Raw genomic sequence first — 22840 nt, 5'->3', positions numbered from 1 at the left:
TGCGCGAGAAGTTATTTCCTTAAGAAAAGTGGCTTGTTTTCCGTTAAAGGTTAAGACTCTGCAATTAAGGGAAATAAAATGGCCAGTCCGGTTTCAGTAAGTGGCGCGACAGTTGTCAGTCAGGCTTCAGATGCAAGCAGTGGCGGAGGCAATAGCAATACGATCGCTGGTTTGAAGAAAAAACTGATGGCTTTGGTAAAAGAATTAAAGACTGTACTAGGTGCCCCAGACGAGCAAAGCATAGAAAAAGCGAAACTCATTCAAATGCAGATTCAACTGGTCCAAGCTCAAATTGATCAATTGGTTCGAGAGCAAGCGCAAGAAGCTGCAAAACAGCAAGATGCCGCGAAGAAAAATCAGCCGGATGCTTCATCGATTGAAACGCCTAAAAGACTCAGCGATCACAATATTGGCAATCATATTGATGAATTTGTTTAGCTTTAAAATTTTTAATTCAAAACTAATTAATTCCTGTATCGATGTTGATCGATCAACATCTCCCGCCAGATTATGCGCCGCCAACAAATCCTGTTTGTCGCCATGCTTCATAAAGCAAAATAGCTGCCGAGTTTGATAGATTCAGGCTGCGGCTGTGTGGCAGCATCGGTAAACGTACGCGATGTTCGGGTGTGAATTCTGTGCGTATCTCTTCAGGCAATCCCCGTGTTTCAGGGCCGAATAGAAAAGCGTCGTCAGATTTGAATTGGATATCACTATGCCGTGTACTGCCTTTGGTGGTCAGCGCGAACATCCTTCGGCCAATAAATGCCTGACGGCACTCTGCCCAACTCTCATATACCTTTAGTGTGGCGAACTCATGGTAATCAAGCCCGGCGCGTTTCAGTTGTTTATCTTCTAGTGAGAACCCTAAAGGCTTGACGAGGTGAAGTCCCGCCCCTGCATTGGCGCACAGGCGGATGATATTCCCGGTGTTGGGTGGGATTTCCGGTTCATAAAGAATAATATCGAACATGCTTGGGCTATCTGGGTAAGGTTCTTGCGACAACCCAGCATTCTACACTTGCCGCCCCTGCTTTTTTCAGTGTTTTTGCCAATGCATTCAGGCTTGCGCCTGTTGTCATCACGTCATCCACGACCGCGATATGTAATCCGCTCAAGTTTTCATTGCAAGCGAAAGCGTCTTTCATGTTTTTAGTACGTTCTTTCATTGGCAGGCTGGCTTGTGGTGGTGTATTTCTCGTGCGTGAGCAACTTTGTGCAGCTAATCTGATATCTAAGCGATTGGCAATGATGCGTGCAATTTCAAGGGATTGATTAAAGCTGCGCTCTTTCAGCCGTTGCGGGTGTAAAGGCATGGGGATGATCAGGTCGGGCAGATTGGCGCGTGGTAATTCAGTCATCATCATTTCGCCAAATAACGCGGCCATCGTGAGTAAATGCTGGTATTTATAACGTTGTAGCATCGCATCAATCGGATACTCATAGCGGAACAGCGCATGGATACGATCAAATGCTGGTGGAGCGGTGAGGCAATGCCCACATACATTGCTGTCTATAGACGGTAAAGCACATTGCGGACATTGGGGTATGGTGTTGTGCCAAGGCAATGCATCTCCGCATGGCTGGCATATACCTAGTGCGCCGCCATCCATTGTTGCGCACAACATACATTTTTGTGGAAATAACAACTGATTAAATTTTAACCACTTGTTAACCATTTGTTGTCTTTCTGTTTGACAAGGTATAATTAGCACTATTCTCAATAAGGGCATCTCAAAAATGCCCAGTTAAGGTTGGTAAATAATGGCGACTAAAACGATTACTGCCAAGCAGCAAATGCATGCCGCACAAAGTTTTGCCTTTTTTTCCAGCGTATCGGTGATTTTACTACCGACAATCTTTCCTATGTTCTTATGGATCGCCGCTTCTATTTTTGTCTATGCATCCTTGGCTTGCCATCCTAATGCAAAAATCTGCGACTACGTAAAGTATTCGGGATATCGTTTTTACGGTGTAGTCGGCGGATTAGTGGCTTTGCTTAATTTTAGTTCGCAGTTATCGAAGTTAGCGGGTGGTACGCTCAATTTGATATTGATCGTATGGATTGTAAGTATTTTGATTGTAGTGCCTTTTGGTGTGCGTGATATTTTGCGTGCGAAAAGAGAACCCTGGCAAGATATGCAGGTAGAAACTGATTAATGGAGATCATACATGCTTGAGCAAGTCGCTAATTCCGTCATTGATATTCGAGGCATCGAACGTACAATCCGTGAATCTAAAATCGAGAAGCGGTGGAGTGTAGAAGAGATCGTGGGGCTTTTTGAAATGCCTTTTAGCGATCTGATACATCAAGCACAGACGGTGCATCGTGAGCATTTTGATCCTAACGCGGTACAGGTAAGTACGCTACTCTCAATCAAAACTGGCGGCTGTTCTGAAGATTGCGGCTACTGCCCGCAAGCGGCTCGCTATCATACAGAGGTTGAGGCTGAGCCTTTGATGCCGTTGGATGAAGTATTAAGTGCTGCTCGTGCAGCGAAAGAAAATGGCGCTAGCCGTTTCTGTATGGGTGCAGCTTGGCGTAGCCCTAAACAGCGGGATCTTGAACCTGTATTGAAGATGATCGCCGAAGTCAAAGCCATGGGCCTAGAAACCTGTGCCACGCTAGGCATGCTGAAAGATGGTCAGGCCGAACAGTTAAAGGATGCTGGCCTTGATTACTACAACCATAATCTGGATACAGCGCCTGAGTTCTACGGTGATGTGATCACCACCCGTACTTATCAGGATCGTTTGGATACATTGGATCGTGTGCGCGATGCGGATATCAATGTGTGCTGTGGCGGTATCATCGGCATGGGGGAATCACGCAACCAACGTGCTGGCCTGCTTGCGCAACTAGCCAATATGGAACGCCCACCAGAAAGTGTGCCGATCAACCTGCTGACCCAAGTCGAGGGTACGCCATTACATGGTACGGATGAGCTGGATCCTTTTGAGTTCGTGCGTACTATCGCGGCAGCACGTATCACGATGCCGAAGAGCTATGTGCGCTTGTCAGCCGGTCGACAAAGCATGCATGAGGGTATACAGGCATTATGTTTCATCGCGGGTGCCAATTCGATCTTCTACGGTGAAAAGCTACTGACTACAGGTAATCCAGAGGCAGAGACAGATAAGAAGTTATTTGCCAAACTGGGCATCCACCCAGCTTAAGTCTCTCCCTAAAACGTTTCAGTGTCAGACAAACTATTTGCCGGGCTAGCGGCTCAATTACAAGAGCGTGATGCAGCGGGGTTGACCCGCCGCCGCCGTTTGCTTGAAACCGCTCAGGGCGTACACATCAAATGTGACGGCCAAACGGTACTATCTTTCTGTAGTAACGACTATCTCGGGTTGGCGAACGACCCTGAACTTATCAATGCATGGCAACAGTCTGCGAATATTGCTGGTGTCGGTAGTGGCGCATCCCATTTGATTACTGGTCACCACCATTATCATGAGTTGCTTGAAAAAGCGCTGGCAGATTTCATCGGATTGCCTGCTGCCTTGCTTTTCTCAACTGGCTATATGGCGAATCTCGGCATCATGACTGCGCTGCTCGGTCGAGGGGATGCAGTGTTTGCCGATCGCTTAAATCATGCCTCCTTGAATGATGCGGCGGTGCTCTCGCGTGCTGAGCTCTACCGATATCCACATAATGATCTCAGTGCCTTAGAAGCCATGCTTAAAACAAGCAATGCGCCGCGTAAACTTGTTGTGGCAGATGCCGTATTCAGTATGGATGGAGATTTGACACCAGTTCCAGCTTTGCTTGCCCTGTGTGAAAAGTATGATGCTTTGCTGTTGTTGGATGACGCACACGGGTTTGGTGTATTGGGTAAAGAAGGGCGCGGTACCTTAAGTCATTTCAATCTGACCTCACCACGCATCATCTACATGGCGACACTAGGTAAAGCTGCTGGTGTATTTGGCGCTTTTGTCGCTGCCGACCAGATCGTCATCGACTATCTTTTGCAGAATGCGCGTACTTATATCTATACGACGGCAAGTCCTCCGGCAATATCTGCAACATTGATCAAAGCGCTGGAAATCATCAAGCGAGATGAGTCGAGAAGAGTGCATTTACAAGGCTTAATTAGCTTGCTTAAATCCGGTTTGCAATTAAAAAGATGGAAGCTGGAAGAATCTGTCACTGCGATACAACCATTGATTGTTGGCTCTAATGAAGAGGCTTTGGCGCTAAGTGAGTATTTGCTAACAAAGAATATATTGGTTCCTGCGATACGACCACCAACGGTGCCTAAAGATACAGCCCGTTTGAGAATATCCCTCTCTGCAGCGCATAGCGAGCATGACGTTGCGCAGTTGATTCAATCATTGAACGATGCCGAAAGCGAGATGGCGGCATGAGTTTATATGTAGAAAAATTCGGTCAGGAAAATGAAGCTGCACCGAATCTTGTGTTGATTCACGGCTGGGGCATGCATGGTGGTGTTTGGCAACCGATTGTGAAAAAGCTCGCCAAATATTTTTGTGTCCATGTGATTGATCTGCCGGGTATGGGTTTTAGCAGACCGATCGAGCCGGCTGGTTTGGATAGCGTTGCAGAAGCGGTAGCCAATGTATTACCTGAAAATGCAGATGTCTGTGGCTGGTCGCTCGGTGGCCTGATTGCCATGCGTATCGCACTTACACATCCAGATAGATTGCGTCGCCTGATATTGATCGGCGCTACCCCAAAATTTGTGGACGACGAGGATTGGCATGATGGTATGGATGCCGATGTTTTTAGAAAGTTTGCTGCTGATATCGGGCAAGATTACCAAACGACCTTGATCAAGTTCTTAACACTTCAGTGCATGCGGTCTGATGATGCGCGCGCTACGGTGAAGCAGTTACGCACTACATTCGCTGAGCGTCCTGTACCAACATTGGGTTCATTGCAAAAAGCCTTACGTATTTTGCTGGAGAGTGATTTACGCACCGAGCTGCAAGAATTAAAGAAACCAACGCTATTGATTCATGGTGATCGCGATACTTTGGCACCACTGCAAGCGGCACAATGGCTTGCGCAAAGTCTGCCGTTTGGGCGGTTGAGGGTGATTGCAGGTGCATCACATGCGCCTTTTCTCTCTCATTCGGAACAATTTGTTGATGCTTTGGTACAGTTTTTGGAGCCAGCAGCTGTGGTCGTTGATTAAGTATGAACGATATTTACCGAATAGATAAAGCGCGCGTTCGTGCTTCATTTGACCGTGCTGCTGATAGTTATGATGCAGCGGCTGTGCTACAGAAAGAAGTACGTGAACGTATGTTCGAGCGTCTGGAGCTCGTCAAGATATCACCCAATGTGATTCTGGATGCTGGCTGTGGAACAGGCCCTGCAAGTATCGAGTTAGGCCAGCGTTATAAGCAAGCCCGTATCATTTCGCTGGATATCGCCATGAGCATGCTCAAAAAGACGTTGTCCAGACAATCATTATTTAAGCGTATGCTGGGCCTGGTCTCGCATGAGGCTATTTGTGCCGATATCGAGCATTTGCCGCTTGCTGATCATAGTGTTGACCTCGTGTGGTCCAACCTTGCCGTGCAGTGGTGCAATGATCTCGATCTTGCATTTGGCGAGATGTCGCGGGTACTGGAGCCAGGTGGATTGTTGATGTTCAGCACTTTTGGCCCTGATACCCTGAAAGAGCTGCGCGCAGCATCTAATGTGGATGCCGAGCATATACATGTCAGCCGGTTCATCGACATGCATGATATCGGGGATGCGCTTGTCCGTGCAGGGTATTCGGCGCCGGTGCTGGATGTCGAGCGGTATGTGCTGACCTATGATGATGTCATGGGAGTCATGCGCGATTTAAAAGCGATAGGGGCACATAACGCCACTGAAGGCCGGAGACGCGGTCTTGAAGGTAAAGGGTTCTTGAAAAAACTAACCTCAGCTTACGAGCAATTCAGGGTTCAAGGTAAATTGCCCGCCACATTTGAAGTTGTCTACGGCCATGCTTGGAAGTCTGAGGCCAAGGTGGCAACGGATGCTGCTGTGCCAGTCACTTTCTATAAACGAACATGACGTTATCCTATTTTATTACCGGTACAGATACAGGCGTTGGTAAAACCCTTATATCGTCTGCGTTGGTCATGGCGTTTGCTGCGAAGGGGTTAAAATCAGTCGGCATGAAGCCAGTGGCTGCCGGGTGTGAGCTAAAAGATGGACGACTGATTTCTGAAGATGTGGCGAGTCTATTAGCTGCCAGTAATATTGAAGCGCCAATCGACCAAGTGAATCCATACGCTTTTGCGCTAGCGATCGCGCCTCATATCGCCGCAGAAAATGCGGGCATCGAGATATCGTTAGATAACATCGTCACAGCCTATCACCAGTTAAAGCAGCAGGCAGATGTGGTTATAGTTGAAGGTGTCGGCGGGTTTTGTGTGCCATTGAACGCGCATGCTGACACAGCGGATTTGGCAGTTCAATTAAACCTTCCGGTGATCATGGTCGTCGCTATGCGGCTAGGCTGTATCAATCATGCCATGCTTACCGTGCAAGCCATTGAATCCCGAGGGCTCAATTTGGTTGGCTGGGTTGCAAATCAGCTTGACCCTGAAATGCCTGTGTTTGAAGAAAATCTCATAGCCCTCAAGCAGCGTATCAATGCACCTTGCATCGGGCTCGTGCCGTGGCAGTTGGATATAGCGCCTGCCACGGTATCTACGTTGCTTAATCTCTAACTTATTGCTGCAGCCTATTTATTGTTGCTTGGCATAGCAAGTGACTTAAAGTCTACCAGTGGTTTCTTTGCGTAAGGGTCACCGATCAGACGCGGGTGCTCCGTGAACTTGCTATTGATGATGCTTTTTGAGGCATCGAACTCTTCAAAATTCAAACCGACCAAATCTGCCCAGGTATAGATCAAATCTGCACTGCCATAAGGGCGGTTTAATATTGCCGGATCATTGAAAGGGTGTTTTTCTTTCCACGCTTTCGATGTCCAGATTATGAAGGGGATGGTGTACATCGTCGCTAAAGGTGAGGCCTCGTTTCTACCTTGAAAATTAAGTCCTAGTGTGTCGTAAACTTCTTCCCCATGGTCTGATAGATAGAGAAGCAAACTATTAGGCGCATCTGCTGCAAGCTGTTTGATGATGCTGGAAATAACAAAATCATTATATAAAACGGCATTATCATAACTGTTGTAAAACGCCAGTTGATCGCCATCTTTTACCCATTCCGGTACACCGTTTCTATCCTCGAATTTTTTGTAGGTGTCTGGATAGCGGTATTTGTAATTCATGTGCGTGCCCAATAGATGCACCACGATAAATTTATGGGGGGCTGGCTGTTGCAATACTTTTTCTAGCGGAGCCAATACCGATTCGTCATATTGTTTTGCATCCTGATTGCGGTTGTTATTCAAATAGTATTGTTCATCCGTCTGTTGGGAGAATGTAGTCAGCATGGTATTGCGTTTAGTCATGGTTTGCTGATTGGTGATCCAGTATGTCTTGTAGCCAGCCTGCTTCATCATGTTAAGTAAAGATGGCTGCGTCAGGTATAGATCGGGATGTTCCTGATCGCCAAAAGTCAGTACCTGTTGCAAAACCTCAATGGTATAAGGACGAGGCGAAACCACATCGGTAAACACAGCGAGATCATCACGCATACTATCCAGATGTGGCGTGGTTTTTCTGCCATACCCATACAGGCTCATGCGTTGACGATTGGTTGATTCACCGATGACGAGTATGAGTGTCGCGGGCGTATCTGCCATTGCATTGGTCAGGTTTTTCAGGGGAGGTATCTTGGCATTCTTTTCCAGCAACACCTCCATGTTACTGAGTTGTCGGCGATAATTTAGATAACCCACAACTATCTGCCAAGGTACCGCTGGCTCCATGCGGTCTTGAACTTTCTCTATCGCTTGTTCAAAAGATAGGTTCTTTGAAATTTTCTGGCTGAACACTGGATAGATGAACAATATCGTTAATATGGTAACACTTACAGCGATCGACCGATTTAACGGTAAATAGACTGGACGTATGCGCTTCCAAAGCAGATAGGCGACCGCGCTATAGATCAGTATCCCAAGTATCAGATACCAACTGAAATAATTGGAGAGGTACTCACCAGCTTCTGCCATGTTCGACTCGAACATGATAAACATCACACTTTGGGAGAACTCCTGATGATATATAAACAGGTAGCCTAAACTCGCTAGAGAGAATGCCCAAAGAGCGATACCGATTACCGCAGATATTACGCGAGTACGATGAGGAAAAAGCAAAGTGGGGATAAGCCATAGCAAACTCATGACCGATGCTTGGCGAAAGCCTACAAAACCAGAAGCTCCTGTTAGTTGGATAATCAGTTGTGTAACGCCTGAAAAATACCAGAAGAACAAATATTGCCAGCCCAGCGCTGACCAAAAGAATTTTGGTTGGGATGCAGTTTGATTACTTGATGTCATATCAGGTCTTATATGGGAATGAATATCCTGAAAACATCAGGATGGTATATGGGTACTGTAAATAGCGTTCGAAGGTGGGCAAGTATTATAGCTGAGCGGTGGCATAAAGTTGGTTTGACTTGATATAGTCAATCACGGCGTCTGGTGTTAGGTATTTCGGGGAGGTCTGCATATTGAGGAGCATGCGGATTTTAGACGCTGAAATATCCAAGGAGGTGACGTTTTGTAACCAGATGAGTCCCGCAGGTTGGTTTTTTAACGTTTCAGCACTAGGAGATATTTTTTGGTCGAGTACAGACCTTAACCTTGTCGACATTTTCTCACGGCTCGGCGGTGTATTCGGACGATGTGCCACCACAAGGTTGGCATAATCCAGCAACGCTTCCCAACGATGCCAAGTGTCGATATTAAGGAATGCATCACTACCCACCATAAAATTGATGGAAGTGTTTGCCTCCAACGATTCGCGCAAAGCAATCAGGGTGTCTATCGTGTAAGAGGTGCCATTGCGTAGAATTTCGCGTTCATCCAGCATAAATCGTGGATTATCTGAGATGGCGAGCTTGACCATCGCAGCCCTATGCTCTGCCGAGGTTTGTGGTTGTGATCGATGAGGCGGGTTGCCGCTCGGGATGAATCTTACTTGGTCTAGCGATACTGCGTCAGCCAATTCCTGCGCCATGCGCAGGTGACCAAAATGGATAGGGTCGAATGTGCCACCCAGAATGCCAATCGCTGCCAATTTAGCTTCGCACTTCCCCATTGCCAAATACGATATATTTAAGCGAAGTCAGTCCATCCAAACCAACTGGACCACGGGCATGCAATTTATCTGTTGAGATGCCAATCTCCGCGCCTAGACCGAATTCAAACCCATCTGCAAAGCGGGTGGATGCATTCACGAGTACCGAGCTTGAATCAACCTCACGCAAAAAACGGTGCGCATGCGTGTAGTTCTCTGTGACGATCGCTTCAGTATGTTGCGATGAATATTGATTGATGTGCGTAATCGCCTCATCTACGTCTGTCACGACTTTCACTGAGATGATATTGTCCAAATACTCGGTGTAGTAATCTTCTTCTGTCGCGGTTTTTGTCTCAGGCACTAATGCGCGTGTTTCATCGCAACCGCGAATCTCTACGCCTTTTGTTAGCAGCATTTTTGCAAGTTTTGGCAACGCTGTTTTTGCTATGTTGCGTGCGACTAATAAAGACTCGGCCGTATTGCAGGTACCTAAACGTTGCGTCTTCGAGTTTTCCAGAATACGTACGGCTTTCTCCATATCTGCACTTTCATCGACATAGACATGGCAATTACCATCAAGGTGTTTGATCACAGGAATGCGCGCTTCCTTTGAAATACGCTCGATCAAACCTTTGCCACCGCGCGGTACGATGACATCGACGTACTGATTCATGGTGATCAATTCACCCACCGCTGCACGATCAGTAGTTTCAACCACTTGAATAGCCGCACTTGGCAGTCCTGCCGTATGCAGACCTTCATGCACGATCTTGGCGAGTACGCGATTACATTCGATAGCTTCTGAGCCACCGCGCAAAATCGCCGCATTGCCGGATTTTATGCATAGTCCGGCAGCATCAATGGTCACGTTAGGCCGGGCTTCATAGATGATGCCGATGACGCCGAGTGGTACACGCATCTTGCCGACCTGTATGCCAGAAGGGCGATACTTCAAATCAGATATCTCGCCGATTGGGTCAGAAAGCGCTGCAATCTGCTCCAAGCCTTCTGCCATATTAGTGATGGATTTTTCTGTCAAGGCGAGTCGGTCAAGCATCGCTGCGTCTAAACCATTGGCGCGTGCATTTTCCATATCGGCCTGGTTCGCAGCCAATAGTGCAGCTTGATGTCGGCGAATCGCCTGAGCGATCGTCAGCAATGCCAAGTTTTTGGTATTGGTGTCAGCCTTTGCCATGAGTCGAGAAGCGCTTCGTGCTTCTTTACCCAATGTCTGCATATACGCTTTGATTTCCATGATGTTTTCCATTACGTTCTTGCGCGGTTATTCACTTTGGATAGGCCGAAACAAAGTCTTGATATCTCGAGCCATGCATCTCCACGTAGAAGACCTTTTGCTGTTTTGTCGATTTCAGCCAGTTTTAATTGAGCTGCCTGTAACTGGCGTAAGCTTAGGCGCGCAACGGCACGCCGCACCAAGTTTTGCCTGTCGCCATATATCCTTGCCTGCTGCATCGCATTCGCCAGATTCTCTCCATTCGCCTCTGCTTGCTTGATCCTGACAAGGGGCCGTATCACCCAAAGCAATGGATTCATGACGGCGATAGGCTGCGCACCTTCATCTTGCAAACCTTGCAAGATCCTGACTGTACGGTCTGTATCCCCAGCGAGTACCGCTTCGCCTAATTGAAAAGCATCATAGCGCGAAACATTTAACACGGCTTCACGAACAGCGTCTCCGGCAAGCGCGCCTTCAGGATAAAGTAAGCCTAATTTTTGTATCTCTTGATGAGCTGCAAGCAGGTTGCCTTCTACCTGATGCGACAAAAAAGCCAAGGTCTCATCGTCTGTCCGCTGGTTCTGTAGCGCTAGTCGGGCAGCAATCCATTGTGGCAACTGCGCCGCATCAATCTCTTGTAAATGGAGTGTCACACCCGCAGTTTCAATAGCTGAGAACCATGCGCTATTTTTTCCATCACGATCGAGCTTAGGCAGGATGATGATGACTACCGTATCAACAATAGGTTTTTCTGCAAGTGCCTGTAAGGCTTTGCTGCCTTCAGTCCCGGGTTTTCCTGAAGGGATATTCAATTCAAGCAAACGTTGGCTGGCAAATAATGAGATGGATTGGCCAAAGGCTGCTAACTGTTGCCAGTTGAAGTTACGTTCGACTGTCATGCTGTTACGTTCGTCTATCGCAAATTTATGTGCGGCTGTACGAATCGCATCCAGACTTTCCCGTTGTGCCAATGGTTCGTCACCAACTAGTACATACAGTGGCTTTAACCCACTCTCAAGATGTTTTGCTAGTTGTTGTGGCTGTAAACGCATGTGTCTATTCAGTGATGGTTCTTTTGGCTTTAGGCTTCTGTACAATCAGGCGTCTTATCAGCTCCTTGGTTGCTTCTTTGTTCATGTCATCATAAAGACGCATTTCTTCGCCTTGCTTAGCTAATAACTCATTATCATCATATGAAAAATCGCGTCGCTGTTCTATGGTTTGGACTTCTTTCCATGTTTCACTACTCGGGTCGCGCAAACGGAAATTGAGGCGATAGTAGAGATCAAATTCACGTACCAAACCTCTACCGCTCAATGAGAGAATGCGCTTCTCTTTAGACTCGCTCATGAGTTCTAACATGAGCTCAGCTTTTGCAGGATCAGTCACTACAGTAACGCCATTGATTGCGAGCGATTTTTTCAAGTCTTTCGATATAGAAAGCTTGCTTCCCGTAATGTATAGGTTATGGAACTTGAGGTTCTCGATCCCCCGCATCTGAAAGCCGCAAGCTGCTAGGCTAAGCAAGCAAAGTAAAATGCAAAGTCGCGTAAAGCTGAAAATTGGCATATCTGCTTATCCCACTACTACGTTAATAAGTTTGTTTGGCACCACGATGATTTTACGCACACTTGCGCCATCTTCGAGATATTTTTGAACAAAAGGCTGCGCAAGTGCCAGTTTCTCAATCACATCTTTTGTCGTCGTGCCATCTACCGTAATACTGCCGCGAAGTTTCCCGTTCACTTGGATGACCATCTCGATTTCGTCTTGCACCATTGCCGCTTTGTCAGCAACAGGCCAGCTTGCATCTAACAAGCTGTTATTTGGTGACAGCTCACTCCATAGCGTATGGCTGATATGCGGCACGATAGGTGACAGCAATATCACCGCGGCCTCAAGGGTTTCTTGGCGTAAGGCACGCGTTGTTTCATCTACACCTTCGATCTTCGCTAAGGCATTCATCAGTTCCATGACGGAGGCGATTGCCGTATTGAACGTATGGCGACGACCATAATCATCCGTGATCTTTTCAATCGTCTGATGTAACTGGCGACGTAGATTCTTCAAATCTGTATTCAACTCACCTGTGACTTGATTGGTTGTGATACCCAGCGCAACATGGTCAGCCACAGCTTTCCATAAGCGGCGCAGGAATCGGTGAGCGCCTTCGACACCTGCATCTGACCATTCCAAGCTTTGTTCTGGGGGCGCTGCGAACATCATGAACAGGCGTGCAGTATCTGCACCATAACGGTCGATCAACTCCTGCGGATCAACCGTATTGCCTTTGGATTTTGACATCTTCGCGCCGTCTTTTAGCACCATGCCCTGTGTCAGCAAGTTGGTAAAAGGCTCATCATTCTTCAGTAAACCAGCATCTCGCATCAGTTTATTGAAGAACCGCGCATAGAGCAGATGCAGGATCGCATGCTCGATACCGCCGATATACTGATCGACTGGCAGCCAATAATTGGCTCGTTCATCCAACATGGCTTTATCTGCGTCAAAACTGGCATAACGTGCGAAATACCAGGATGACTCAAAGAAGGTATCCAGTGTATCTGTCTCGCGTGTCGCCTTGCCACCACATTGCGGGCAAGTCGTTTCGTAGAACGATGGATCTTTCTTGATTGGTGAGCCAACACCATCCATCACTACGTCTTCGGGTAACACCACAGGTAGCTGGTCTGCAGAAACAGTGACTTCCCCACAGCTAGCGCAATGAATAATAGGAATAGGGCAGCCCCAGTAACGCTGGCGTGATATTCCCCAATCGCGTAGGCGATATTGCGTACGGCGTTTGCCTAGGTTTTGAGCGTTTAGTAATTCAGCAACTTTAGTTGATGCTTGCTCGCTTGTTAGGCCATCTAGGGGTCCACTGAATACGCATTTTCCATACAGATTATGATTAGGTTGCCATGTGGCCCATTGAATCGTTCGGTCTCTTTTAGGGATGCCATCATCCCCAATCTCCAAACCAGGAGCAGTTAAAACGGGACCTGACTTTTCTCCAGTGCCATCATTACTATAGAATTTTCCACTAGCAAGCTCTACTTCTGTTGTGGGCCAATCCGTCGGTACGATAACTGGTTTGATTGGCAGTTCATATCGTTGTGCAAACTCAAAATCACGCTCGTCATGAGCGGGTACAGCCATCACTGCGCCTTCGCCATAGCTGATCAATACGTAATTGGCGATCCAGACAGGTAATTGCTCGTCAGTGAGTGGATGTTTAACGAATAACCCCGTTGCCATGCCTTTCTTTTCGGCTGTTGCAACATCAGCTTCTGCGACACTACCCATTTTGCACTCTTGGATAAATGCTTGCAGTGCCGGATTATTCTCCGCTGCTTTAGTGGCAAGTGCATGCTCAGCAGCTATAGCTACGTAAGTTGCCCCCATCAAAGTATCAGGCCGCGTGGTATAGACTTTGAGTGTGCCTTCGCCATCGACGATAGGGAACTCGACTTCACAGCCGTAGCTTTTGCCTATCCAGTTGCGCTGCATCGTCTTGACTTGATCAGGCCAACCATCCAGTTTATCTAAGTCATCGAGCAGCTCATCGGCATAGGCCGTGATCTTCATGAAGTATTGCGGAATATCTCTTTTCTCGACAACAGCACCAGAGCGCCATCCTCGACCATCGATCACTTGTTCGTTGGCCAGTACCGTTTGATCGACCGGATCCCAATTCACGGTAGCCGTTTTTTTGTAGATCAGGCCTTTTTTGAAAAGCTCAGTGAACAACCATTGTTCCCAGCGGTAATACTCAGGCTTGCATGTCGCAATTTCACGTTGCCAATCTACCGCTAGCCCAAGCTGTTTGAGCTGCGTCTTCATGTGCTCGATATTGCTATACGTCCAGGCAGCAGGCGCAGTTTCATTCTTGATCGCCGCATTTTCAGCAGGCAAGCCGAAGGCATCCCAGCCCATCGGTTGCATGACGTTATAGCCTAGCATCCTGTGAAAACGGCTAAGCACATCACCTATCGTATAGTTACGCACATGCCCCATATGTAGCTTGCCGCTAGGGTAAGGAAACATCGATAGGCAATAGTATTTAGGCTTGGTGCTTGATTCGGAAGCGGCGAAAGTGTTGTTGGATTCCCAGAACGCTTGCGTTTGTTGTTCTATTTCACGAAATGGATACTGCTGCTGCATGACCGATTGTGCTTTTGTAATGATTTATAAAGATAAAATTATACCTTGAAGCGGCTGGGCATGTTGAGTACAACGTCTAAAAACATGCACTAAAGGCCGCAAAAGAAAAAGCCCGCATTGCGGGCTTTTTCTTGGTGTTTTATTGAGTTTTTTACTTCAGGGCGGCAAATATGTTGTCGCGGATTTTTTCCATTTCACCTAAGCCATTCACCATGATATATTTTGGCGCGCCGCCTACACCTGATTTTGCCCAGTTGGAATAGTAACCAACCAGCTGTTTGGTCTGTTCATGGTAAACCTGCAAGCGTTTTTGTACAGTTTCTTCTTTATCGTCTTCACGCTGAACTAAGTCTTCACCCGTAATATCATCTTTACCCTCAACTTTGGGCGGGTTGAATTTCACATGGTAGGTACGGCCAGATGCCGGGTGTGAACGCCGACCACTCATGCGCTCTACAATCGCTTCATCAGGCACATCGATCTCTACAACGTAATCTATATCTACACCAGCTTGCTTCATCGCTTCCGCTTGCGGGATGGTGCGGGGGAAGCCATCAAATAAGAAGCCGGCTTTGCAATCTTCATCTTTGATGCGCTCTTTAACGAGGCCAATGATGACTTCATCCGGTACCAAGCCGCCTGCATCCATGAACTTCTTAGCTTCTAGCCCGAGCTGTGTGCCTGCTTTAACCGCCGCCCTCAGCATGTCGCCGGTGGATATCTGGGGGATATTGAATTTTTCTTTGATGTGCGTGGCTTGTGTGCCTTTGCCAGCGCCAGGAGCGCCTAATAGGATGATTCGCATGTAACGGGGTTCGTGATTGATAAAAACCAGAATTATATCAGGCTAAATGATTGGCAATGGTAACGAATTCGGCAACGGACAGATTTTCTGCACGCAATTGTGGATTGATGCCCAATGCCTCAAAACCTGCGTCATCCAGCAGACCTTTCAGGGTGTTACGTAAGGTCTTGCGGCGCTGACCGAATGCACTTGTGACAACTCTTGCGAATAGCGATTCGTCTTTTGCAACATACGGTAAGGTTGCATACGGTATCGCCCTGACAAATGCAGACTCTACTTTGGGTGCAGGGTCGAATGCTTCTGGCGGCACCGTAAAGAGATATTCCATCTGTAGTCGATATTGCAACATGACGGATAAGCGACCGTATGCAGAAGTAGATGGCACTGCCACCATGCGCTCGACGACCTCTTTTTGCAGCATGAAGTGCATGTCGATGATGTTGGCAATATTGTCTAACAGGTGGAAAAGAATGGGGGTTGATATGTTGTATGGCAGGTTGCCGACAACGCGTATATGCTGACCCAAGGTGGAAAAATCGAATTTCAGGGCATCGGTGTTATGAATCGTCAAACTGGCTTGTGCATAGTGATTTTGCATCCAACTGATAATGTCACGATCAATTTCTACAACATGCAGGTGCGGGATTTTTTGCAATAGAGGCTTAGTGAGCGCGCCTAACCCTGGCCCAATCTCGACCAGCAACTCTTCTGGTTTTGGGGATATCGCTTGCACTAAACTGCCAATAATCGCTTGATCAGTCAGGAAATTCTGCCCGAATCTTTTTTTCGCTATATGCTTCATCATTGTTTATTCGTATGAGCCAAGTCGATGGCAAGGTTGATGGCCGCTATCAGGCTACCTATTTCAATATTGCCTTTACCTGCCAAGTCGAGTGCTGTGCCATGATCGACAGAGGTGCGGATGATCGGCAATCCTAATGTGACGTTTACGCCCTCGCCAAAACTTGCATGCTTAAGGACAGGTAGACCTTGGTCGTGATACATGGCAAGCACAGCATCGGCATGCTGTAGATGGTGCGGTGTAAATAATGTATCGGCAGGAAGTGGACCCGATAAATTCATATTCTCTTTTTTGAGCTTGTCGATGACAGGGGCAATGACATCGATTTCCTCTCGCCCCAAGTAGCCACTTTCACCGGCATGAGGGTTAAGACCTGCGATAAGAATTTTCGGGTTACCAATACCAAACTTAGCGACTAGATCGTGATGCAATATCCGTATCGTGTTTTCGAGGTTTTCTTGTGTGATGGCAGCGCTAACGCTTTTCAGTGGGAGGTGAGTAGTCGCAAGCGCAACACGCATGCCGCCACCTACTAACATCATCACTACATGTTGTGTATTTGTCTGCTCTGCCAGAAATTCGGTATGCCCGCTAAATGCGATTCCCGCTTCATTGATGATGCCTTTATGGACGGGTGCCGTCACCATCGCATCAAAATTTCCATTGAGGCAGCTCTGGGTCGCTAAGGATAAAGTCTTTAGAACATAAGCGCTATTGGCTGGGTTCAGTTTCCCGGCAATCACGGCTTGATCTGTCGGTGCATGGATGACGAGCAATTGATTATTGCCCAGATGTTCGGTCAACGGCTCTGTGATATTGACTGGCTTAATATTAATATGCAGGCCTAGCGCCTCTGCGCGTTGCGTTAAGGCATGTTGGTCTGCAATGATCACAATTTTCGCATTGATGGGGCGAGCAGCGAGCATTACACATAGGTCTAAGCCAATGCCACCGGGTTCACCTGCAGTGATTGCAATGCGCGGGAGGTTTGCACTAATCAAGATGAATCCTGATTAGAATTTATCTTCCAGACGCAGCTCAACATACGCACGGTCACGGAGTTCACGCACCCAGTCCTGATAAGCTTCATCTGCTTTGCGAGAACGAATCTCCTGACGTGCCTTCATTCTTGCAGACTCTCTGGACATGTCTTGGGTACGCCGCTCCACGACCTGAATAATATGCCAGCCAAATGGCGTGCGAATCGGATCGCTGATCTGGTTGATTTTGAGCGCATTCATGGCTTGTTCAAATTGTGGTACGGTATCGCCAGGGTTGACCCAGCCTAAATCACCGCCATTATTTGCAGAACCATCTTCGGAATATTGGCGTGCCAACTCGGAAAAATTCGCGCCATTATCTAAGCGCTCTTTAATACTGTCCACTTTATGTTTTGCATCACTTTCGGATACGACTTCGCTTAATTTGACAAGAATGTGGCGTGGATGTGTCTGGTCGATAACCAATGGGGACGTGCCTCCACGACGATTCGTCAATTTCAAAATGTGGAAACCATTCGGGCTGCGTAATATCGGTGTTAATTGTCCCGGTTGTAATTTTTGCAATGCTTCGGTGAATAACGCGGGAAGTTGCCCGGATTTTTTCCACCCTAAACTGCCGCCTTCGATAGCATTAGGGGCATCTGAAAAGCTGACGGAGACTTGCGCAAAATCTGTTCCTGCTTGCAGTTGTTTCATCGCCTGCTCGGCTTTGGTCTTTAGCTTTTGCAGTTCTTCCGGGGTGCTTTCTTCACGGGCGCGAATCAATATATGAGAAACTTCGTATTCATCCTGTGAATCCGTACGTGAGGACTGTGTCGTAAAGTAATTGTCTACCTCAGTTTCTGTGACGTTCACCCGATTATCGACCTCACGCTCACGTAAGCGTGCCAGTAATATCTCGGTGCGGATATCTTCACGGAATTTACGATAGGTGATGCCTTCATTGCTAAGTGCCTCACGAAATTCTGGCACGGTCATCTTGTTTTGTTCGGCAATGCGCTCAACGGTTTTATCCAGTTGGTTATCATCCACGCGCAATCCAGTCTGCGCGGCATATTGCAATTGCAAGGTGTCGTTGATTAAGCGTTCGAGTATCTGTTTTTCAAGGATTGCATGCGGAGGTAGCTGCGTGCCTTGCTTTTCGAGTTGGTTACTAACAACACGAATACGGTCAGCGAGCTCATTCTCAGTGATGACGGCTTGGTCGACGACGGCCACGATGCGGTCGATCTTTGCCGTATCGTTCACTTGCGCATGCGCAAAACTCATCAAGCCGAGCAATGAAAAAAATAGGGGAATAGAATATTTAGAAAGCATAGCGCTAGGACTTGTTACTCGTAAGATAGTTGCTGATTACTGTCAGGAATTAATCCGCTACTGGTGTAGCCGGGAATGCCGCGTTTAAGTAGTGTCAAGGGGTTGGAGCCGATGGAAGCCAAACCACCTAGTTCAAGCTGGAAAAACAATGCATAGTTGGCATTTGCAGTCGCCGTTGATACGCGTTGCATGACGGTGCGTGCCTGCCAGCAACCTGCATCATATTCCAAACCTGCAAGACCTTCAATTGGCTGACCTTCTTTAAGCGAGTAGTTCCACCGCCCAAGACCATAGAATCCGCTACCCAAAGGCCACTGCCCAGATACATTGATCTGCTCAAGGCGGGTTTGTGTATAGCGATAACTCAGGTTGAATACCTTGCCAAGCTCAGGGCTGTATCGTGCGCCAATGTTCGATTTGATTGTCTCTGCCGTATCGGTATTGTATTGGTAGGCAGCATCAATGTTCCACTTGTTAAGTAAGCGTGCTGTCACTGCTGTAATAATGTCTGATGAGTCACCTGTTCTTAGAGTTGCACCGGGAACGCCAACCTTTTGGTCGGCAAAATAGAAGCGTTGCCCTACAGTCGCTGCCATACGTTGTTCGCCCGTTCTGCTGTCAATCATGCGGCTTGTCACTGCTAGGCTCAATTGGTTGGCATTATTGACCCTGTCATTGCCGGTAAATTGGTTTTCTAGGAACAGGGTGTTCATGCTGAGATCTGATTGCGCGGTATCAAATACCGGTAGCATCGACTGGTCTTTATAGGGGATATAGACATAAAACAGCCTAGGCTCAAGCGTTTGTGTGTAAGAGTTCTTCACTACACGCACTTTGCGATCAAAAAACAGCCCACTATCTACGCTCATGATTGGTAATGTGCGGTTATCAGGTTGATAGCTACCATTTACGCCATTTAAATTATATTCGGGATTATCAAGCCCATAGCTGGTGTAATGCACGCCAATTTTTGGAGTGATATAGCCGTAGGGTTGCGCCATAGGTAAGCTAACGCTTGGATATGCGGTCATGCGATTACCAGTCACACTTGTCGTGAGCAGGCCACCATTGTCGGTAGTAATTACTTTCGGGTTATTTTGATCTCTATCAAAGCTGACCCATTGCGTATATAGGTTTGCATTGAATGGGCCAAAGTCATCATTTCCTGATAATGTCAGTTGAGGTAGCTTTTCATAAGGCGCACTCGTTACCACGCTGGAACTGGTATTCTGTAAATGTTGATATTTTTGTACTAACGCATTGAATTGCCATACATCACCTGTATAACTTACAAAACCAGCTTGGGGTAAGTTTACTCGGCTGGTTGCCGTGATTCTGGTTGTCATTTCAGAGAAGTATTTATCATCGGATACTTTTTCCAGATTGTATCCAGCGGTCCAGCCATTACCCCAGTTCTGGTCGTGTTTCAGTTTTGCGTAATAACGTGCTCTTTCTGTATTTATATCTTTTTCAAGATATTCGACGTTATTAATTCCACTATATGTTTCACCAATGTACCGTAACTCTGCTTGGTATTGTAGGCCACGCTTACTTAGATAACGTGTTGCAAATGTTGCATCCATGTCTGGTGCGATATTCCAGTAAAACGGTGTCAATATTTCGAAACCGCTTCGGGATGTTGCTCCCCAAGTTGGCGCTAAAAGGCCAGATTTTCTTTGATTAACGAAAGAGAAGTTGATCCATGGTGTATATAGGATGGGCAATCCCATGAATTCAACCCGAGCATGGGTTGCAGTCCCTGTTTTTGTGTAGTCGTCCAGTTCTAAGTCCTTGGCTTTGATGTACCAATCATCTGAGTCGGCAGAGCATGTTGTATAACGGGCGTTCTTGAGGTGCTTTCTATCTTGCCCCTCAAATAGAATCTCTTCTGCATTTCCACGAGAGTTACCTGTTTGTCTGCCAAGACTCGGCGTGTATGAATCATTATCCAGTGCTTGCGTGCTCGATAGCTGTTGTGTTGCCCCTACCAGTGCATCATTCGGGTCAACATAGCCTTTGTTTAAAGCATCGGTTGCCTTGGCAACGCCCATTTGCGGGAGATTGGTGAACTGACTTTTCATCTTGAAGGATGCATCTTTCATTTCGCCTGTATTGTCATCAAGCTTCATTCTTAATGCTGGGCCTGTAATCGTGCTCCCCTGAAACTCAAGACGTGCGTTGCCAATGACAAATAATTCCTGATTCTGAACATCATATTCGATGCTGTCACCGTATATATCCTGTTTTTCACGGTGCAAGGCTGCATTGCCGATAGATTTGAATCTGCGATCCAGTTGGACTTGAAGCTTGTCGCCTTCGATCACAACTTCATCAGATGAATTTGTTGAGGCGATATTCTCCGAAGACTGAGGTTTAGCTGGGACTTCTGCTGCCTGCGCCAAACTGTAAGCTAGTGAGATGAATGCTAGGCTTAAACTTATTAAACGGATTTTCACAATGAATATTTTTACAGACTTTTAAAGTGTAGGCGCGTGTTTCTTTTATGGGTGATAAAATCGCATAAATTCGCTATTTAAGCAATCCATAAAATCAGGTGCTTTATGCTTTGTCTTTGAATCTTAATAAGATTTATTTTATGACTGCAAATTGATACAGGATTTATTTTTAAGTATTTTGAATAGGTGCAAATCGTGACGCGGTTACAAGAGCTTAATGTCTGGTTGGGAAATATATTCGATAGCCATGAATACGATATCGTGCCGGCTTCGGCGGATGCGAGTTTTCGTCGTTATTTCCGTATTGGGTTAGATGGTCAGACAATGATTGCGATGGATGCGCCTCCACCTCAGGAGAATTGCGCGCCTTTTGTGCAAGTTGCAGAGGTACTGCTAAAAGCAGGGTTGAATGTTCCTCGTGTGATTGAGCAGGATTTGGATCAAGGTTTCTTGCTGTTAAGTGATTTGGGCGATACAACCTATTTAAGTGCGCTTAACGAGAATACAGCTGCAGACCTCTATAGTGATGCGAGCAATGCATTGGTCAAGCTACAGCTTGCCAGCCGACAAGGTGTTTTCCCGTTATATGATGAGGCGTTGTTGCATCGTGAAATGATGCTGCTTCCTGATTGGTATATTGCCAAGCATCTGGGGGCTGATTTGACCGATGCTCAGCGGTCGGTGTTGGATAAGACGTTTGCATTACTGAGTCGCAATATTTTGTCGCAGGGAAAAGTCTATGTGCATCGCGATTATCACTCGCGCAACCTGATGGTTTGTGACGACAACCCCGGCATTCTTGACTTTCAGGATGCTGTCTATGGGCCGATTACCTATGATCTGGTTTCATTGTTGAAAGATGCCTATATCGTTTGGGATGAAGATCAAGTGCTGGATTGGACCATCCGCTATTGGCAATCAGCAAAAGCTGCAGGGTTGCCAATACAGGAGGATTTTGCTGATTTTTACCGCGATTTTGAATGGATGGGTGCGCAACGCCATATCAAGGTCTTAGGGATATTCGCACGACTTTATCATCGCGATGGTAAAGGTGGGTACTTGAAGGATATGCCGCTGGTCATGGATTATCTGCGCCGGGTATGCGCTCGCTATGTGGAGTTGATCCCTTTGCTCAGGTTGTTGGATCAGCTTGAGAATAAGCAGCAGCAGGCAGGCTACACTTTTTGATGAAAGCCATGATACTTGCAGCTGGTCGCGGGGAGCGTATGCGACCCCTGACTGACCATAAACCCAAGCCCCTGCTTGAGGTGGGTGGCAAGCCCCTGATCGTATGGCATATTGAGCGACTGGCAAATGCCGGATTTACCGAGCTTGTGATTAATCATGCTTACAAAGGCACGTTGATCGAGGCTTATCTGGGGAACGGCAATGCTTGGGGCGTGTCTATTCAATACTCCGCAGAATTGATTGCGCTTGAAACCGCTGGTGGTATCGCAAAAGCATTGCCGTTGTTAGGAAACGAACCTTTTGTCGTTGTGAACGGTGATGTATTCACGGATTATGATTTTTCAGTCTTAAGTAACGGAATAACCGGAGACCATCTTGGCCATTTGGTTTTAGTGGATAATCCACCTCAGCATCCAAACGGTGATTTTGCTTTTAATGACGGGTTACTTTCCCTAAGTGGCCAACACATGCTGACTTTTTCAGGTATCGGGGTATACCATCCCCAGCTTTTTGCTAAAGTGGGCGTTGGTGAACCAGCAAAGCTGGCACCGTTGCTTAAAGATGCTATTAGCCAGAATTTGATGAGTGGCACACATTATCAAGGTATCTGGCATGATATCGGTACCCCACAGCGTCTTTTCGAGCTGGATAGGCAATTAAATGCATCAAAATAATGTATCAGACTAA

Annotated in this window: 22 protein-coding genes; 9 read left to right on the top strand and 13 right to left on the bottom strand. The window is 47.0% G+C overall.

Going from position 1 to position 22840, the window contains the following annotated elements:
• Positions 1-78: 78 nt before the first annotated feature.
• A complete protein-coding gene (locus A7981_RS08030) occupies positions 79-438 on the top strand; it encodes a FlxA-like family protein (RefSeq protein ID WP_067266887.1) in 360 nt (119 codons plus the stop codon).
• Positions 439-508: 70 nt separating this feature from the next.
• Here the strand turns inward: A7981_RS08030 and trmL are convergent, their stop codons facing one another.
• Together trmL and A7981_RS08020 are read right to left on the bottom strand one after the other, a co-directional pair.
• Positions 509-973 carry a tRNA (uridine(34)/cytosine(34)/5-carboxymethylaminomethyluridine(34)-2'-O)-methyltransferase TrmL gene (gene trmL / locus A7981_RS08025; protein WP_067266885.1) on the bottom strand — a complete coding sequence of 155 codons (465 nt, stop codon included), beginning with the start codon at positions 971-973 and terminating at the stop codon, positions 509-511.
• Between the two features lie 7 nt (positions 974-980).
• Positions 981-1679 (bottom strand): ComF family protein, encoded by a 699-nt coding sequence (locus A7981_RS08020; RefSeq protein WP_067266883.1) that lies wholly within the window; start codon positions 1677-1679, stop codon positions 981-983.
• 85 nt (positions 1680-1764) lie between these two features.
• Between A7981_RS08020 and A7981_RS08015 the strand changes: the two genes are divergently transcribed.
• From A7981_RS08015 to bioD, 6 genes are read left to right on the top strand one after another with little or no spacing between them, the layout of a single operon-like run.
• Entirely contained in the window at positions 1765-2160 is a 396-nt protein-coding gene (locus A7981_RS08015) for a hypothetical protein (protein ID WP_067266881.1), read from the top strand.
• Between the two features lie 12 nt (positions 2161-2172).
• Positions 2173-3177: a biotin synthase BioB gene (gene bioB, locus A7981_RS08010; RefSeq protein WP_067266878.1), complete on the top strand. Its 1005-nt coding sequence runs from the start codon at positions 2173-2175 to the stop codon at positions 3175-3177.
• Positions 3178-3198: 21 nt separating this feature from the next.
• A complete protein-coding gene (gene bioF / locus A7981_RS08005) occupies positions 3199-4374 on the top strand; it encodes an 8-amino-7-oxononanoate synthase (RefSeq protein ID WP_067266876.1) in 1176 nt (391 codons plus the stop codon).
• Positions 4371-5165 (top strand): pimeloyl-ACP methyl ester esterase BioH, encoded by a 795-nt coding sequence (bioH, locus tag A7981_RS08000; RefSeq protein WP_067266874.1) that lies wholly within the window; start codon positions 4371-4373, stop codon positions 5163-5165. The genes bioF and bioH overlap by 4 nt, the downstream gene beginning before the upstream one ends.
• Before the next feature lie 2 nt (positions 5166-5167).
• A complete protein-coding gene (gene bioC / locus A7981_RS07995; RefSeq protein WP_067266872.1) occupies positions 5168-6040 on the top strand; it encodes a malonyl-ACP O-methyltransferase BioC in 873 nt (290 codons plus the stop codon).
• On the top strand, positions 6037-6702 hold the full coding sequence (bioD, locus tag A7981_RS07990) for a dethiobiotin synthase (protein WP_067266870.1): 666 nt from the start codon (positions 6037-6039) through the stop codon (positions 6700-6702). The genes bioC and bioD overlap by 4 nt, the downstream gene beginning before the upstream one ends.
• A gap of 14 nt (positions 6703-6716) precedes the next feature.
• Here bioD and cptA read toward each other — a convergent pair whose 3' ends face one another.
• The 11 genes from cptA to A7981_RS07935 form a co-directional block, all read right to left on the bottom strand.
• The gene (gene cptA / locus A7981_RS07985; protein WP_067266867.1) at positions 6717-8438 is read right to left on the bottom strand and encodes a phosphoethanolamine transferase CptA; all 1722 of its coding nucleotides are present in this window, start codon (positions 8436-8438) and stop codon (positions 6717-6719) included.
• A gap of 85 nt (positions 8439-8523) precedes the next feature.
• Positions 8524-9201 (bottom strand): nicotinate-nucleotide adenylyltransferase, encoded by a 678-nt coding sequence (nadD, locus tag A7981_RS07980; RefSeq protein WP_067266863.1) that lies wholly within the window; start codon positions 9199-9201, stop codon positions 8524-8526.
• Entirely contained in the window at positions 9182-10438 is a 1257-nt protein-coding gene (locus tag A7981_RS07975) for a glutamate-5-semialdehyde dehydrogenase (RefSeq protein WP_067267826.1), read from the bottom strand. Before A7981_RS07975 ends, nadD begins: the two co-directional genes overlap by 20 nt.
• An 11-nt stretch (positions 10439-10449) precedes the next feature.
• Positions 10450-11472 carry a DNA polymerase III subunit delta gene (holA, locus tag A7981_RS07970; protein ID WP_067266861.1) on the bottom strand — a complete coding sequence of 341 codons (1023 nt, stop codon included), beginning with the start codon at positions 11470-11472 and terminating at the stop codon, positions 10450-10452.
• A 4-nt stretch (positions 11473-11476) separates the two neighbouring features.
• Positions 11477-11989: an LPS assembly lipoprotein LptE gene (lptE, locus tag A7981_RS07965; protein WP_067266858.1), complete on the bottom strand. Its 513-nt coding sequence runs from the start codon at positions 11987-11989 to the stop codon at positions 11477-11479.
• A 6-nt stretch (positions 11990-11995) separates the two neighbouring features.
• Complete coding sequence (gene leuS / locus A7981_RS07960) at positions 11996-14584, bottom strand: leucine--tRNA ligase (protein WP_067266856.1); 2589 nt, start codon at positions 14582-14584, stop codon at positions 11996-11998.
• 151 nt (positions 14585-14735) lie between these two features.
• On the bottom strand, positions 14736-15389 hold the full coding sequence (gene adk, locus A7981_RS07955) for an adenylate kinase (RefSeq protein WP_067266853.1): 654 nt from the start codon (positions 15387-15389) through the stop codon (positions 14736-14738).
• Positions 15390-15426: 37 nt separating this feature from the next.
• Positions 15427-16191 carry a 16S rRNA (adenine(1518)-N(6)/adenine(1519)-N(6))-dimethyltransferase RsmA gene (gene rsmA, locus A7981_RS07950; protein ID WP_067267821.1) on the bottom strand — a complete coding sequence of 255 codons (765 nt, stop codon included), beginning with the start codon at positions 16189-16191 and terminating at the stop codon, positions 15427-15429.
• Positions 16191-17189: a 4-hydroxythreonine-4-phosphate dehydrogenase PdxA gene (gene pdxA, locus A7981_RS07945; protein ID WP_067267824.1), complete on the bottom strand. Its 999-nt coding sequence runs from the start codon at positions 17187-17189 to the stop codon at positions 16191-16193. The genes rsmA and pdxA overlap by 1 nt, the downstream gene beginning before the upstream one ends.
• Positions 17190-17204: 15 nt before the next feature.
• Positions 17205-18509, bottom strand: a complete 1305-nt coding sequence (locus A7981_RS07940) for a peptidylprolyl isomerase (protein WP_067266851.1) — start codon at positions 18507-18509, stop codon at positions 17205-17207.
• Positions 18510-18523: 14 nt separating this feature from the next.
• Complete coding sequence (locus A7981_RS07935) at positions 18524-20965, bottom strand: LPS-assembly protein LptD (protein ID WP_067266849.1); 2442 nt, start codon at positions 20963-20965, stop codon at positions 18524-18526.
• Positions 20966-21160: 195 nt separating this feature from the next.
• Between A7981_RS07935 and A7981_RS07930 the strand changes: the two genes are divergently transcribed.
• Entirely contained in the window at positions 21161-22153 is a 993-nt protein-coding gene (locus tag A7981_RS07930) for an aminoglycoside phosphotransferase family protein (protein ID WP_067267818.1), read from the top strand.
• Positions 22153-22827 (top strand): N-acetylmuramate alpha-1-phosphate uridylyltransferase MurU, encoded by a 675-nt coding sequence (murU, locus tag A7981_RS07925; RefSeq protein WP_067266846.1) that lies wholly within the window; start codon positions 22153-22155, stop codon positions 22825-22827. Before A7981_RS07930 ends, murU begins: the two co-directional genes overlap by 1 nt.
• Positions 22828-22840: the final 13 nt, after the last annotated feature.

The organism is Methylovorus sp. MM2 (genome assembly GCF_001648895.1).
Classification (GTDB): Bacteria; Pseudomonadota; Gammaproteobacteria; order Burkholderiales; family Methylophilaceae; genus MM1.
Note: the sequence above shows the minus strand (reverse complement) of the source record. Positions and strands in the feature narration are given on the sequence as shown.